Source organism: Ruegeria sp. HKCCD7221 (assembly GCF_013031225.1).
Taxonomy (GTDB): Bacteria; Pseudomonadota; Alphaproteobacteria; order Rhodobacterales; family Rhodobacteraceae; genus Ruegeria.
The window spans coordinates 13,991-27,467 of record NZ_WPZE01000007.1 but is presented as its reverse complement, the minus strand read 5'-3'; the positions used below and the strand labels follow the sequence as shown (position 1 = coordinate 27,467).

Sequence of the window (13,477 nt, the reverse complement as noted above, 5' to 3'; positions counted from 1 at the left end):
AACGGATCGTTAACCAATTTCTGCGATTAGTGCCGTGCGGAACAGGCGGGGACGCCGATGGCCGCGCCAGGTGAAGCTCTCCGGCGGAAGGGTCGGAGAGCGGATCCCTGCTTCATCTGGCTGAAAATGTCCTGGGGGTGTGGGGGCAAAGCCCCCACCGGCGACTACATCGAAAAAGACGTACCACAGCCACATGATGAAGTGGCGTTGGGATTGTCGATTACAAACCGCGCGCCGATCAGTTCCTGGGTAAAATCTATGACGGCGTTTTCCAGAAACGGCAGAGAAACAGAATCAACGATGACCTTCTGGCCTTTGCCTTCAAGGATGAGGTCGTCATCCTTCGGCTCATCCAGTGCAATTTCGTATTGGAACCCGGAACAGCCGCCGCCTTCCACCGCGACGCGTAAAGCTTGTCCTTGATCGGCGGCGCCGATTTCGGCCAGACGTTCAAAGGCGCGTTCAGTGACTGTTGGGGGCAGATTCATGCCGCACTCCAAAGGTTTATTTCTTTCTCACTCTACCATATAGAAAACGCAATGGCAGGCGACAAGGACAAGACCTTTGGAAAGAGCAGGTTTTGCATCTGACCCAGCGCGCGCACGAGGGCGTCTGGTGCCAGAGGAAGAAAGCAGTTTCCGGTCATGCTTTCAGCGGGATCGGGACAGGATCATTCACGCTAGCGCGTTTCGACGGCTCAAACACAAAACGCAGGTTTTCGTTGAGCATGAAGGGGATAGCTATCGCACGCGATTGACGCATTCCATTGAAGTCGCGCAGGTGGCGCGAACTATTGCCGGGGCTTTGGCGTTGAACCCGGAACTGACCGAAGCAGTGGCTTTGGCCCATGATCTGGGTCACACTCCGTTTGGGCACACGGGTGAGGACGCATTGCACGCGATCATGCAGCCTTATGGCGGGTTTGATCACAATGCGCAGGCCATTCGGATCGTCACCAAATTGGAACGGCATTATGCCGAGTTCGATGGTTGTAACCTGACGTGGGAGACGTTGGAGGGGATCGCAAAGCACAACGGCCCCGTATCGGGCGCGTTGCCCTGGGCGTTGGCTGAATGCACTGAGGCGTTCGATCTGGAACTGCACACCCACGCCAGCGCCGAGGCACAAGTAGCCGCCCTTTCGGACGATATCGCCTATAACAACCATGACCTGTTGGATGGCCTGCGGGCTGACTTGTTCACCGATGAGGAAATACAATGCCTGCCAATCGTGGGTGAGTGTTATGCCGGGGTCGATCGCAAATACCCAGCGCTTGATCCCTACCGGCGCAGGCATGAGGCTTTGCGGCGTGTGTTTGGCGTGATGGTGTCGGACGTCATCGACACCTCTGCAATGTTGATTGCCGAGTCAGGGGCGCAGTCCGTGAAAGAAATTCGCGATCTGGGCCGCCCAGTTGTCCGGTTCTCGGACGGGCTATGGGCGCAGTTGAAAGAAATCCGGGCGTTTTTGTTCACCCGAATGTATCGAGCGCCTTCGGTGATGGAGGTGCGCGCCGAAGTCAGCCGGATTGTAGAAGAACTGTTCCCAATTTACCTGAACGACCCCAAGCAGATGCCCGAACGATGGCATGCCGATATCGAGGCTGCGGCTGATGAGACCTCTCTGGCGCGGATCGTGTCAGATTACATCGCAGGAATGACGGACCGGTTTGCGATTCAGGATCATGCACGGCTGACGGGTAAACCTTTGACTGCGGCTCACTCAACCTCGATGTAAGCCAATGCCCAGACCTGTTGACCGGCTTGCTCGTCGGCGACGTCCTGGTTCTGTGAGGGCGGGAATACGATCATGGTGGGGCCGTATCCGCCAATGCCCATCGGTGCGCCATCGGCGTGGGTGGCCAATATGGGTTGGTAAGTCGAAATGCTGTCCCACGGGATTTCCGCCTGATACCCGTCCATCGCCATGGGGCGTGCGGTTTTGCCTTCGGCCCCAGCCATTGTCATTACCTCTGACAACAGGGGGCCACTGAAGGTAAAGTCGCGCTGATGTTCGGGCGGGCCGTAGGGGATGGTGATCTTGACCTGAGGCAGGCTGTCCAGCAAAGCGGCATCAAAGCCTGCAGCCCCATCATGGGTCACTTCAAGGAACCCAAGAAGGCCGCCTTCGTTTTCGCCCCGGGCGGGCAGGTTTGTTTCGCTTACTGCGCCGCCCAGTGTCACCAGCACATGACCTTGGGGTGCTGGCATCTCGGCCAAGGCGGGTAGAGCTGAGGACAAAAGCAGGGTCAGGGGCAATGCAAGGCGCATGAATGGACTCCGATTGGGCGTTTCGGGCCGACTGTAGCGAGGATTGCGTCCAAACCAAGGTCAAACTTTAGGCATCCATTGACCTTGCTGTGTTGCGTGATAAACCGCCGGGCAAGCAAAAGGACATCCGAAATGAACCTGTTTTCCGAGATCCGCGGCCTTGTGTTGGACGCGCTGGCGCAGATGCAGTCCGAAGGTGCTCTGCCCGAGGGGTTGAACTTCGACAACGTGGCGGTTGAACCTCCGCGTGATGCGGCGCATGGCGATATGGCCACGAACGCGGCGATGGTGCTGGCGAAACCGGCCAAGATGAAGCCGCGCGACATTGCCGAGGTGTTGGCCGGGAAACTGGCAGCCGACGATCGGATCACCAGTGCCGAGGTGGCCGGGCCGGGTTTCCTGAACTTGCGGCTTGCCTCTTCGGTTTGGCAGGGCGTGCTGGCTGCTGTGCTTGAAAAGGGTGTTGACTATGGCCGCTCGACCATGGGAGCCGGGCAGAAGGTGAACGTGGAATATGTATCGGCCAACCCGACCGGCCCGCTGCATGTGGGCCATACGCGGGGGGCTGTGTTCGGTGATGCTTTGGCAAGCCTGCTGGCCTATTCCGGCCACGACGTGACGCGCGAGTATTACATCAACGATGGCGGGGCGCAGGTGGATGTGCTGGCGCGGTCGGCCTATGAGCGGTATCGCGAGGCCAATGGCCTGAGCCCTGAGATCGCCGAGGGGCTATACCCCGGCGACTATCTGATCCCGATCGGTGAAGCGCTAAAAGAGAAATACGGCGACAGTCTGATCGACAAGCCCGAAAGCGAATGGCTGGAAGAGCTGCGCAATTTTGCCACAGACGCGATGATGGACCTGATCCGCGCAGATCTGAAGGCGCTGGGCGTTGAGATGGACGTGTTCTTCTCGGAAAAGTCGCTCTATGGCACGGGCCGGATTGAATCTGCGCTGCAAGCGCTGACCAACAAGGGCCTGATCTATGAAGGCGTTCTGGAGCCGCCCAAGGGCAAAAAGCCCGAGGATTGGGAGCCGCGCGAGCAGACCCTGTTCAAATCGACCGAACATGGCGACGACGTTGACCGCCCGGTCAAGAAATCGGACGGCTCATGGACCTATTTCGCCCCTGATATTGCCTATCACTATGACAAGGTGAGCCGGGGCTTTGACGCGCTGATCGACGTGTTTGGCGCGGATCACGGCGGCTATGTCAAACGTATGAAGGCCGCCGTTTCAGCGCTGTCCGATGGCAAGGTACCGCTGGATATCAAGCTGACGCAGTTGGTGAAGCTGTGGAAGAATGGCGAGCCGTTCAAGATGTCCAAACGGGCAGGGAACTTTGTGACCCTGCGCGACGTGGTCGATCAGGTAGGGCCGGATGTGACCCGGTTTGTCATGCTGACCCGCAAGAACGACGCGCCTTTGGATTTCGATTTCGACAAGGTGCTGGAACAGAGCCGTGAGAACCCGGTGTTCTACGTGCAATATGCCCATGCCCGCGTCATGAGCGTTCAGCGCCGTGCGGCTGAGGCCGGGATTGACGCCGATGATACCGCCCTTGCAGGCGCGGACCTGAGCAAGATTGATCATGCATCGGAATTGACTGTTGCCAAGAAGCTGGCCGAATGGCCACGTCTGGTCGAAATTGCCGCGCGAACCAACGAACCGCACCGCGTTGCCTTCTATCTGTATGAATTAGCTGGGGATTTTCACGCTTTGTGGAACAAGGGGAACGACGAAACTCAGCTTCGGTTCATTCAGGATGGCGATGTTGACACAAGTCAGTCAAAAATCGCACTCGCTCGGTCCGTTTCTGTTGTGATTTCAGCGGGCTTGGGTATTCTTGGCGTTACTCCGGCGCAGGAGATGCGGTAACAAATATCGCCCGAACCGCCGGTACGAGGTAGGCAAGAAATGACCCGCGCGCCTTATTTTCTGGCGCGAAACGGGCAGTGAGGCGGACATGGCGAATTACGATTACTCGGGGCAAATGCGCCCCGAGCAGATGCATTACACGAATCAACCGCATCCTCAGGATGGGTCCGAATATTCCGATGACATGCTGGAATATGAAGCGGCACCGCAGACAGCGGGGTTGGGGCGTATCGTAAATACGCTGGGCGCAGTCGCGTCGCTGGCTTTGGTCGCAGGTATCGGCATCTGGGGTTACAAGCTTGTCATGCGGGACGTGAGTGGTGTGCCCGTTGTGCGCGCTCTGGAAGGACCGATGAGGATTCAGCCTGAAAACCCCGGCGGAACTCCGGCGGATCATCAGGGGTTGGCCGTTAATGCTGTTGCCGCGGTTGGAACGGCTGCACCGCCTGCGGATCGACTGATCCTTGCTCCGCGCCCGGTTTCGCTAGCTGATGAAGACACACCGGTCGAAGCGTTGAAGCCGACCAAAGCCGTGCATCTGGTTGAGGAAGAGATTTCTGATCAGGAAGCTGCCCAAATGCGCCAGAGCGCGGTGGACGCGTTGGTTGCAGAACTTGCAGATGAAAATACTGCAACCGACACCCCGGCAGAGCAGGGCGTGCAACTGGCATCGTTGGTTATCCCGGAAGAAGAGCCTGCGATTGACCCCGCCGATCTGGCGGCGCAGCTACCCGACCCGGAATTGGCGGCCTTGCCCGGCGTCCGGCGTTCGCTGCGCCCGATTACGCGCCCGGCGCGGACGACACCGGCGGCGATTACACCGAACAGTACAACCGAAAACGCAATCAACGCAGCCGTCAAAGCGGCGGTTGGTCTGGATGTGGACCCCGACGCACTGTCAAAGGGAACGCGCCTTGCCCAGCTTGGTGCATATGAAAGTTCTGATGTGGCCCGCACCGAATGGGATCGTCTGAACGGCCGATTTGGCGAATATATGGCAGGAAAACAGCGTGTTATACAGAAAACCTCAAGCGGCGGGCGCACCTTTTACCGGCTTCGTGTATTGGGGTTCGATGACCTGAGCGACTCGCGTCAATTCTGCGCGGCCCTTCAGGCGGAAGGCGCTGACTGCATCCCGGTTGCCGCCCGTTGACGTTAGGCGCTGCAATCACTGACGCAGCAGGCCTGCGCCTGTCGGATGAAGAAAAAAGCCTGTTCCGCGAGATGAACCCGTTTGGGTTCATTTTGTTCGCCCGCAATATCGACACGGCTGATCAGGTACGCGCCCTATGTGACGACTTCCGAGAGGCGGTGGGCCGCAATTGTCCTATTACCATTGATCAGGAAGGTGGCCGCGTGCAGCGCCTGCGGAGCCCAATCGCCCGCGAATGGATGCCGCCACTGGATCACACCACACGTTCTGGCGAAAAGGCCGAGCGTGCAATGTATCTGCGGTATCGGTTGATCGCGCAGGAATTATTCGAGCTGGGGATCGACAGCAACTGTGCCCCTATGGTCGATCTGGCGCGCGAGGACACTCATCCTTTCCTGCAAAACCGCTGCTATGGTTCCGATCCGGATCAGGTTTCTAGAATTGGGCGCGCCGTCGCCAAAGGGCATCTTGATGGTGGTGTGCTTCCAGTGATCAAGCATATGCCCGGCCATGGTCTTTCAACCATGGACAGCCATCATGATCTGCCCCACGTGGATTTGCCTTTGGATGAGTTGAACCGCGACGACTTTGCCCCGTTCCGCGCTTTGAACGACCTGCCGATGGGTATGACCGCTCATTTGGTATATGATCAGATTGATCCCCAGCCAGCGACGATTTCATCCGTGATGATCCAACTGATCCGCGACCGAATTGGCTTTGACGGGCTGATCATGACCGACGACATCTCGATGAAAGCTCTGAGCGGCGCGCCAGAGGATATCGCGCGTCAGGCGCTGGACGCAGGGTGCGACGTGGTTCTGCATTGCAACGGATCGTTCGACGCCCGGGCACGCGTACTGGAGGCCGCCGGAGACATGACCGACCGGGCACAATCCCGAGCGGAAAAGGCGCTGTCGATGCGGCAGAAGCCAGCGGAACTTGACATCCCTGCGGCTGAGGCTGAACTATCTGCCCTAATGGGCGGGCAGGTGTATGAACGATAACCTTTTCAGCGAAGACCCGGTCTCGGTCGCGGATCGCCTTGCGGCCGAAGCCCTGATCGTTGATGTCGACGGGTTTGAAGGCCCGTTGGATGTCTTGCTGACCCTGTCGCGGACGCAAAAGGTTGATCTTCGGAAGATCTCGGTTCTGGCTCTTGCGCAGCAGTACTTGGCCTTTGTCGAAAAGGCGCGTGCGCTGCGTATCGAGCTGGCGGCGGACTATCTGGTCATGGCAGCGTGGTTGGCCTTTCTAAAATCCCGTCTGTTGTTGCCACCCGACCCGGACGACGAAGGACCGTCGGGTGAGGAATTGGCTGCCCATCTGGCTTTCCAACTGGAGCGGCTGCAAGCGATGCGCGACGCCGCCGCCCGTCTGATGGCGCGGGACCAACTGGGGCGCGATTTCTTCAAACGCGGGCAGGGCGAGGATATCACGCGTATCCGTACCGTGACCTATTCGGCCACGCTGTTGGATCTGATGCAGGGTTATGCCCGTATCCGCACCCGGGATGAGTTCCGCCCCTTTGTCATGGACCGCGACGCCGTCTTCACGATGGAGCAGGCGCTGGAACGGATGCGCCCGCTGATCGGTTTTGCCGGGACATGGACGGATATGGAGACTTACCTGCCCGATGGCTGGGATGCGGATCCAGTGCGCCGACGCTCGGCCACGGCTGCGACCTTTGCGGCCTCGCTGGAGCTGGTGAAAGAAGGACATATGGAGATCAAGCAAAGCGAGACTTTTGCTCCGATCCACCTGCGTAAGAGGACCGAAACACGTGACTGACGCCCCCGAAGACGAAGGCACCGGCACCCTGTTCGAGGCCCCGCCGTTGGCCGAACAGGAGCGGATGGTCGAGGCTGTGCTGTTCGCGAGCGCCGAACCGGTGACGATTGCCGATCTTGAGGCCCGGATGCCCCATGGCAGCGACGCGGCGCAAGCTGTTGAACTGCTGCATAAACGATACGAAGGGCGCGGCGTCCGCGTGGTCCGTGTGGGCGAGGCTTGGGCGATTCGCACAGCGCCCGACTTGGGTTTCCTGATGCAAAAGGAAACGGTCGAGACGCGGAAACTCAGCCGTGCCGCGATCGAGACATTGGCGATTGTCGCGTATCATCAACCCTGTACACGGGCCGAGATTGAGGAAATCCGTGGTGTTTCCGTTTCACGCGGCACCATTGATCAGTTGCTCGAGATGGAGTGGATCAGGCTGGGCCGTCGCCGCATGACTCCCGGGCGTCCGGTGACCTTTGTTGTGACCCCGCAATTCTTGGACCACTTCGGTCTGGAGAATGCGCGCGATCTACCAGGGCTCAAGGAATTGCGCGCTGCGGGCCTTCTGGAAAACCGACCACCACCGGGTGCAATGCCCTTGGGGGAAGGGCAGGATGGCGAAGATGACGAAGATCAGACCGAACTGTTCGAGGAAGAGTGATCGAGCGTCCCTTTTGTCGCGGCGCCAAAGGATTATGTTCGGATCTGGAAGACGGAGTTAAGCGATGAATGCCAATCGACTGATCGACATGATTGTGCGTCAGGTTATGCGCCGCCTTGTCAGTAAGGGTGTGGACAAAGGCTTTGACATGGCAGGTCGTATGGGGCGCCAATCCGGAAAACAGCCAAACGCCAAAGCTGACCCAACGGCTGAGCGTCACATGCAACAGAACGCCAATCGGCAGAAACAGAATATGAAGCAGGCGCAGCGGATGACCCGTCAGATGCGCCGTTTCATAAAGTTCTAGGTGACTGCTTTGAAATGCTTGGACAGTTTCAGGCCCTGTCCCTGATAGTTTGAGGCGATACCCGCTCCATAAAGCTGAGTGGGCATTTCGGCCATTTTCTCATACACCAGCCGTCCGACAACCTGCCCGTGCTCCAGCACGAAGGGGGCTTCGTGGCAGCGCACTTCCAGAACGCCGCGCGATCCCGCGCCGCCAGCAGCGGCATGTCCGAACCCGGGATCGAAGAAACCAGCATAATGCACGCGGAATTCGCCAACCATGGCCAGATAGGGGGCCATTTCCGCAGCGTACATGGGCGGAATATGAACCGCCTCGCGGCTGACCAGAATGTAGAACGCACCGGGATCAAGGATGATGCGGCCATCGGTGGTACGCACCTCCTCCCAGTATTCCTGTGGGTCGTATTCTCCAATCCGGTCAAGGTCGATCACACCAGTATGCGGTTTGGCGCGATAGCCGACCAGATCGGTGTCCGGCAGTTGCAGATCGACCGAAAAACCCAACCCGTCCTGAATGACGGCAGGCCCATCGACAAGGGGCGAGTCGTTGTGCAGTGCGGTCAGTTCCGCGTCGCTCAGCACCGCTTGACCCTCGCGGAAGCGAATCTGGTTCAACCGCATACCCGGCCGTACAAGAACCGAGAACGAGCGGGGGCAGATTTCGGCATACAAGGGGCCAGAATACCCTGCGGGCACCCGGTCAAACTCGGTCCCGCCATCGGTGATGGTGCGGGTCAACAAGTCCAGTCGCCCGGTCGAGCTTTTGGCATTGGCGACTGCGGTTATGCTGTCGGGCAGGGCAAGTGATTCCATCAACGGAACAAGATAAACGCAGCCCTTTTCCAGAACCGCGCCATCGCTGATATCAATCCGATGCATCTCGAACTCGGCCAGACGGTCGGCGACTGAGCGTCCTTCGCCCGCCAGAAAGGATGCGCGTACGCGGTAAGCCACTGTTCCCAGACGCAAGTCCAGGCTGGCCGGCTGCACCTGCGGGTCGATGATCGCGGGCTCGGCGGTAATCTCACCGCGCGCAATCATGCCTTCGATCTGCTGGTTTGGACATACGCCTGTCATTCCGATCCCCCCTGTTGCCAGAGCGGGATCTGGCCTGTCTGCCATAAACGTCGGTGTGATTTGGTCGGGCTAGCAGGACTCGAACCTGCGACCTTCCGTCCCCCAGACGGACGCGCTACCAGGCTGCGCCATAGCCCGACGTTGGGGTGTTCATAAAGACTTTCCCGGCAGGGGCAAGAGGAAATCATCGCCTTTTTTCTTATCCCGCCGATCGGTTTTCAATTCGATCCAGCACGGCCCGCAGCTCTTTGGCGACCGGTGCGATTTGGCGCAACAGACTGTCGTCAAAATCCGTTCTGTTCCACGCCTGAGTCGCAATGCCCCCCATCAGCGGTGCTTCATCCAGATATTCTGGTTCGGATTGCTGAGGGGCGTCATTTTGTGATGTTTCGACGACCGGAGCCGGTTCCGGTCGCGCAGGTTCAGGTGGATTGGCCGCCTCCAGATCCAGCGTAATCTGCTCTTGGGCAGGGGCTGGTTTGGTTGCGAAGGGAACGACAACGCTATTGTCAGCGATCGGATCAGGTTGTGCCGTTTCGTCCAGACCCTGCGACAGCGAAGCGACATGCGCTATACCTTGCTCCCGAAGGATGCGCTGAACGCCCTTGATGGTAATGCCATCCTCATGCAGCAGTTTCTTGATGCCACCAAGCAGCCGCATGTCATTCGGACGATAGTATCGACGCCCACCCGCGCGCTTTACCGGTTTTACCTGGCTGAAACGGCTTTCCCAGAATCGCAGCACATGAGCTTGCACGCCCAGCCAATCCGCAACTTCACTGATTGTGCGAAAGGCGTCTGGGGACTTGCTCATGACCCTGCTGTCCTGATCTTATTTACGGTTTCCTGCGGCGACGCGATCCTTCATCAGGTGCGACGGGCGGAAGGTCAGCACGCGGCGCGGCTGAATTGGAACTTCTTCACCGGTTTTGGGGTTGCGGCCGATACGGGCAGTTTTGTCGCGCACACTGAACGTGCCGAACGACGAAATCTTGACCTGCTCACCACGCACAAGCGCGTCGGACATATGGTTTAGAACGCTTTCAACCAGTTGCGCGCTTTCGTTGCGTGAAAGGCCAACTTCTCGAAAGACGGCCTCGCTCAGATCCATTCGGGTCAGTGTTTTGTCGCCCATGCCTATTCCCCTATTGATGGTAAAGCATAGGGTCAGGGCAAATTCACTGTCAATATCAATGAATTGCAGTCGTGTGTGTAAGCCGTTTTGCGCCTGTTACCACCGCAGGATGACTGAACCCCATGCCAATCCACCGCCGATTGCCTCAGTCACAAGCAGATCGCCCGGCTTGAACTGACCGCGTTGCTTTGCCACTGACATCGCAAGCGGAATCGAAGCGGCCGAAGTATTGCCGTGGTCCTGAAGCGTGACAACGACATGATCCATCGGAACGCCCAGCTTCTTGGCGGTGCCCTGAATGATGCGGATATTTGCCTGATGAGGGACGATCCAGTCCACATCCTCATGACCTAAACCGGCTTTTTCCAAGCAATTTTCGGCAGTTGACGTCAAACGTTCAACAGCTTGGCGGAACAGCTGGTTACCCTTCATCCGCAGAAAGCCGGTGGTCTGAGTGGAAACACCGCCATCGACATAAAGCAGGTCCTTGTAGCGCCCGTCAGAGTTTAGATCGGTGGCCAGAATGCCCCGGTCGTCCGAGGTTCCGTTGCCTTCCTGACGCTCCAGGATCAGCGCGCCTGCACCGTCGCCAAACAACACGCAGGTCGATCGGTCAGTCCAGTCCATGATGCGCGAAAATGTCTCGGCCCCGATGACCAGCACGCGCTTGGCCTGTTCCGACAGAATCAGGGCGTTGGCGTTGGTCAGGGCATAGACAAACCCGGCGCACACGGCCTGAACGTCAAAGGCGAAACCCCTGGTCATACCCAGCCGCGACTGCACCATGGTGGCGGCAGAAGGGAAGGTCAGGTCCGACGTCGAAGTTGCCAGAACGATGGCATCAATGTCGTCAGCCGTAAGGCCGGCATCTGCCAGCGCAGCTTCGGCGGCCTTGGTTGCCATATCCGACGTTGTTTCATCGTCTGCGGCAAAGTGGCGCCGTTCGATACCCGAGCGGGTTCTGATCCACTCATCCGTCGTATCGAGCGTCTTTTCAAACTCGGAATTCGGAACAATGCGCTCTGGCAAATAATGTCCGACACCAACTACAACTGAACGGCCTGCCATCCTGAGGTACTGCCTTTTTTGTTATTCGCCCGCTTTCGGCGGTGCGTGCGCGGCATCTTGTGCAAGCTCGGCTGTGGATGCAACCCGTGCCGCCAATTTTTCAGCAAAGCCCGATTGGGCCAAGGTGAAGGCCAGTTTTACCGCCGCTGACACCCCTGTCGCGTCAGCGCCGCCATGTGATTTGACCACTGTGCCGTTCAGACCCAGAAAAACCCCGCCATTCACACGGCGAGGGTCGATACGTTTTTTGAGACGGTTCAGCGACGTGATCGCAAGCACAGAGGCCAGGCGGGACAAAGGAGAGTACTTGAAAGCTTCGCGCAACAGGTCACCGATTAGGCTTGCGGTGCCTTCTCCGGTTTTGATGGCGACGTTGCCGGTAAACCCATCGGTTACAACGACATCCGCCTTATCTCCGGGGATGTCACTGCCTTCGACAAAGCCCACAAAGTCAAAGCTGGCCTGATCCGCGAAGTCCGCGATCATCGAATGCGCTTCTTTCAATTCGGCGCGGCCTTTGTGCTCTTCCGTTCCGACGTTGAGCAATCCGATGCGGGGTCTTTCCAGCGCCATGCCGTTGCGGGCATAGGACGCGCCCATCAGCGCGTATTGCAGCAGGTCCTTGGCGTCGGCGCGTACATCTGCGCCGACATCCAGCATCACGTTAAAGCCCTGCGGGTTGCGAGAAGGCCACAGAATCGCAATCGCCGGACGGTTCACGCCCGGCAGTTTGCGAAGCCGCATCATGGATAGGGCCATAAGCGCGCCGGTATTGCCGCAGGACACGGCGCCATGCGCCTCGCCCTGACGGACTGATTCCAGCGTCGACCACATCGAGGTCTGCTTGCCGTTGCGAACAACCTGGCTGGGCTTGTCCTCCATCGTGACCACATCGGGGCAATCACAAAAAACGACGCGCCCATTCAGGACACGTCGTTTGGCGACAAGTTTGCGCAGCAGGGCTTCTGGCCCGTGCAGAACGAAGGCAATGTCGGGGTTCTTATTCGCTGATTGCGCAATGCCTGCCACAACTGTGGCAGGCCCCGAATCTCCGCCCATTGCGTCAACCGAAATGGTAATCCGTCCGGCGTGCTTGGGCTTATCTGTCATGCCTTGGCCTGCACTAAGAAAGGCTTAGGCCGCGTCTTCGTCCAGGTCGATTTCGTCGGCCTGAGCGACGACTTCACGGTCATCATAGTGGCCGCAGGACGCACAGACGTGGTGCGGGCGCTTCAGCTCACCACAGTTGGGGCATTCGTTCGGGTTTGCAGCAACCAGAGCGTCATGTGCGCGGCGGTTGTTGCGGCGCGACTTGGAAACTTTGTTCTGTTGGACAGCCATGGTCTCAACCTTTGTCTACTAAGGGCCAACAGATTCGCTGTGGGCCGGGTTTCATTCTTCGTTTTTCTCGTGGTTTGACGCGCGTTTAGGGTACATGCCCTACGTTGTCCAACCCAAATTCCGATGAGCGCGCGAAAATACTGCGATTCTCGACATGTTCAAGCGATTTTTCTGAGGGCGTGCTATGACAGGAAATCTGCGCGGTGTCACTCGTCTTTTTTCATCGCATCGCGCAAACTGGCAAGCCCGGCAAAGGGTTTGACGTCTTCATCTGTCATCGCCTGTTTGCCCGGTTCTGTATAGTCGGCTTGTTCCAGTTCCGCACCGTCCTTGCGCGGGTATTGCGGCAGCGCCAGTGACAGCGCCTCGATCATGACCTGCGCCGGGTCGATCTCTGCTCCCAAAGGTTCCGAGTCGTCGCCTTCGGGAATCTCGAACTCTTCTTCGTCCGGGTCTGACCAATCTGCCAGAAACATGCGGGATACTGGCGTGTCGATCCTGGTCGTGACCGGTTCCAATGTCACGACGCACGGCTGAATGACCGTTGCACCCAATTTACCGGTCAAAGCCCAGTCCCGTTTGCCTTGCGCGCGCAGTTCGCCCACGAAGCTGAGTTTGCGCAATCCGAGCAGGCCAAGATCCTCTTTGATCACGTCCAGCCATCTGGCATCCGGGCGCAGATCAAAGGTGGTTGGCGTGTTCTGGGGTAGGTCTGCGACCCGCAGAGAAGTCTGGTTGCTCATTCGTGACCCTTTCCTGTGTTGAACCGGGGCTGCGGTTTGATGTAATCGGATAGGGTCCGCAAGGGGCCA

16 protein-coding genes and 1 tRNA gene are annotated in these 13,477 nt (G+C 58.4%); 7 read left to right on the top strand and 10 right to left on the bottom strand.

The genetic code is table 11. From position 1 onward, the window contains the following. Positions 1-164: 164 nt before the first annotated feature. Positions 165-488, bottom strand: coding sequence for an iron-sulfur cluster assembly accessory protein (locus tag GOX73_RS15835; protein ID WP_171122261.1), 324 nt, complete (start codon positions 486-488; stop codon positions 165-167). Positions 489-564: 76 nt separating this feature from the next. Between GOX73_RS15835 and GOX73_RS15830 the strand changes: the two genes are divergently transcribed. Beyond that, a complete protein-coding gene (locus GOX73_RS15830) occupies positions 565-1,737 on the top strand; it encodes a deoxyguanosinetriphosphate triphosphohydrolase (RefSeq protein WP_171126581.1) in 1,173 nt (390 codons plus the stop codon). On the opposite strand, the gene GOX73_RS15825 is transcribed toward GOX73_RS15830, so the two are convergent. Continuing rightward, a complete protein-coding gene (locus GOX73_RS15825) occupies positions 1,719-2,270 on the bottom strand; it encodes a hypothetical protein (RefSeq protein WP_171126582.1) in 552 nt (183 codons plus the stop codon). The genes GOX73_RS15830 and GOX73_RS15825 overlap by 19 nt on opposite strands. Before the next feature lie 132 nt (positions 2,271-2,402). Between GOX73_RS15825 and argS the strand changes: the two genes are divergently transcribed. The 6 genes from argS to GOX73_RS15795 all read left to right on the top strand — a co-directional run bounded on the left by argS (position 2,403) and on the right by GOX73_RS15795 (position 8,045). After that, positions 2,403-4,148, top strand: coding sequence for an arginine--tRNA ligase (gene argS / locus GOX73_RS15820; RefSeq protein ID WP_171126583.1), 1,746 nt, complete (start codon positions 2,403-2,405; stop codon positions 4,146-4,148). Between the two features lie 88 nt (positions 4,149-4,236). After that, on the top strand, positions 4,237-5,301 hold the full coding sequence (locus GOX73_RS15815; RefSeq protein ID WP_171122269.1) for an SPOR domain-containing protein: 1,065 nt from the start codon (positions 4,237-4,239) through the stop codon (positions 5,299-5,301). Beyond that, positions 5,298-6,305 (top strand): beta-N-acetylhexosaminidase, encoded by a 1,008-nt coding sequence (gene nagZ, locus GOX73_RS15810; protein WP_171126584.1) that lies wholly within the window; start codon positions 5,298-5,300, stop codon positions 6,303-6,305. The genes GOX73_RS15815 and nagZ overlap by 4 nt, the downstream gene beginning before the upstream one ends. Continuing rightward, entirely contained in the window at positions 6,295-7,089 is a 795-nt protein-coding gene (locus GOX73_RS15805; protein ID WP_171126585.1) for a ScpA family protein, read from the top strand. The genes nagZ and GOX73_RS15805 overlap by 11 nt, the downstream gene beginning before the upstream one ends. Then, positions 7,082-7,738 (top strand): SMC-Scp complex subunit ScpB, encoded by a 657-nt coding sequence (gene scpB / locus GOX73_RS15800; protein WP_171122275.1) that lies wholly within the window; start codon positions 7,082-7,084, stop codon positions 7,736-7,738. The genes GOX73_RS15805 and scpB overlap by 8 nt, the downstream gene beginning before the upstream one ends. Positions 7,739-7,802: 64 nt before the next feature. Beyond that, on the top strand, positions 7,803-8,045 hold the full coding sequence (locus GOX73_RS15795) for a hypothetical protein (RefSeq protein ID WP_171126586.1): 243 nt from the start codon (positions 7,803-7,805) through the stop codon (positions 8,043-8,045). On the opposite strand, the gene GOX73_RS15790 is transcribed toward GOX73_RS15795, so the two are convergent. From GOX73_RS15790 to GOX73_RS15755, 8 genes are all read right to left on the bottom strand, one after another. After that, positions 8,042-9,121 carry a 2'-deoxycytidine 5'-triphosphate deaminase gene (locus tag GOX73_RS15790; RefSeq protein ID WP_171126587.1) on the bottom strand — a complete coding sequence of 360 codons (1,080 nt, stop codon included), beginning with the start codon at positions 9,119-9,121 and terminating at the stop codon, positions 8,042-8,044. The genes GOX73_RS15795 and GOX73_RS15790 overlap by 4 nt on opposite strands. 61 nt (positions 9,122-9,182) lie before the next feature. After that, positions 9,183-9,259: transfer RNA gene (locus GOX73_RS15785), tRNA-Pro, on the bottom strand. Positions 9,260-9,320: 61 nt separating this feature from the next. Next, positions 9,321-9,935, bottom strand: coding sequence for a MerR family transcriptional regulator (locus tag GOX73_RS15780; protein WP_171126588.1), 615 nt, complete (start codon positions 9,933-9,935; stop codon positions 9,321-9,323). Between the two features lie 18 nt (positions 9,936-9,953). Next, a complete protein-coding gene (gene ihfA, locus GOX73_RS15775; RefSeq protein ID WP_008755922.1) occupies positions 9,954-10,256 on the bottom strand; it encodes an integration host factor subunit alpha in 303 nt (100 codons plus the stop codon). Between the two features lie 96 nt (positions 10,257-10,352). Beyond that, positions 10,353-11,324: a beta-ketoacyl-ACP synthase III gene (locus GOX73_RS15770; RefSeq protein WP_171126589.1), complete on the bottom strand. Its 972-nt coding sequence runs from the start codon at positions 11,322-11,324 to the stop codon at positions 10,353-10,355. Between the two features lie 21 nt (positions 11,325-11,345). Further along, the gene (plsX, locus tag GOX73_RS15765; protein ID WP_171126590.1) at positions 11,346-12,434 is read right to left on the bottom strand and encodes a phosphate acyltransferase PlsX; all 1,089 of its coding nucleotides are present in this window, start codon (positions 12,432-12,434) and stop codon (positions 11,346-11,348) included. Positions 12,435-12,458: 24 nt separating this feature from the next. Then, on the bottom strand, positions 12,459-12,665 hold the full coding sequence (gene rpmF / locus GOX73_RS15760) for a 50S ribosomal protein L32 (protein WP_008756996.1): 207 nt from the start codon (positions 12,663-12,665) through the stop codon (positions 12,459-12,461). A gap of 206 nt (positions 12,666-12,871) precedes the next feature. Then, positions 12,872-13,408: a DUF177 domain-containing protein gene (locus tag GOX73_RS15755; protein WP_171126591.1), complete on the bottom strand. Its 537-nt coding sequence runs from the start codon at positions 13,406-13,408 to the stop codon at positions 12,872-12,874. Positions 13,409-13,477 lie beyond the last annotated feature (69 nt).

Excerpts from the sequence above, each read along its gene's own strand:
- ihfA (WP_008755922.1), bottom strand. The coding sequence starts at position 10,256 with ATGGGCGACAAAACACTGACCCGAATGGATCTGAGCGAGGCCGTCTTT.
- GOX73_RS15825 (WP_171126582.1), bottom strand. The coding sequence starts at position 2,270 with ATGCGCCTTGCATTGCCCCTGACCCTGCTTTTGTCCTCAGCTCTACCC.
- GOX73_RS15780 (WP_171126588.1), bottom strand. The coding sequence starts at position 9,935 with ATGAGCAAGTCCCCAGACGCCTTTCGCACAATCAGTGAAGTTGCGGAT.
- GOX73_RS15790 (WP_171126587.1), bottom strand. The coding sequence starts at position 9,121 with ATGACAGGCGTATGTCCAAACCAGCAGATCGAAGGCATGATTGCGCGC.
- argS (WP_171126583.1), top strand. The coding sequence starts at position 2,403 with ATGAACCTGTTTTCCGAGATCCGCGGCCTTGTGTTGGACGCGCTGGCG.
- GOX73_RS15755 (WP_171126591.1), bottom strand. The coding sequence starts at position 13,408 with ATGAGCAACCAGACTTCTCTGCGGGTCGCAGACCTACCCCAGAACACG.
- rpmF (WP_008756996.1), bottom strand. The coding sequence starts at position 12,665 with ATGGCTGTCCAACAGAACAAAGTTTCCAAGTCGCGCCGCAACAACCGC.
- GOX73_RS15795 (WP_171126586.1), top strand. The coding sequence starts at position 7,803 with ATGAATGCCAATCGACTGATCGACATGATTGTGCGTCAGGTTATGCGC.
- GOX73_RS15835 (WP_171122261.1), bottom strand. The coding sequence starts at position 488 with ATGAATCTGCCCCCAACAGTCACTGAACGCGCCTTTGAACGTCTGGCC.
- GOX73_RS15805 (WP_171126585.1), top strand. The coding sequence starts at position 6,295 with ATGAACGATAACCTTTTCAGCGAAGACCCGGTCTCGGTCGCGGATCGC.
- plsX (WP_171126590.1), bottom strand. The coding sequence starts at position 12,434 with ATGACAGATAAGCCCAAGCACGCCGGACGGATTACCATTTCGGTTGAC.
- GOX73_RS15770 (WP_171126589.1), bottom strand. The coding sequence starts at position 11,324 with ATGGCAGGCCGTTCAGTTGTAGTTGGTGTCGGACATTATTTGCCAGAG.
- GOX73_RS15815 (WP_171122269.1), top strand. The coding sequence starts at position 4,237 with ATGGCGAATTACGATTACTCGGGGCAAATGCGCCCCGAGCAGATGCAT.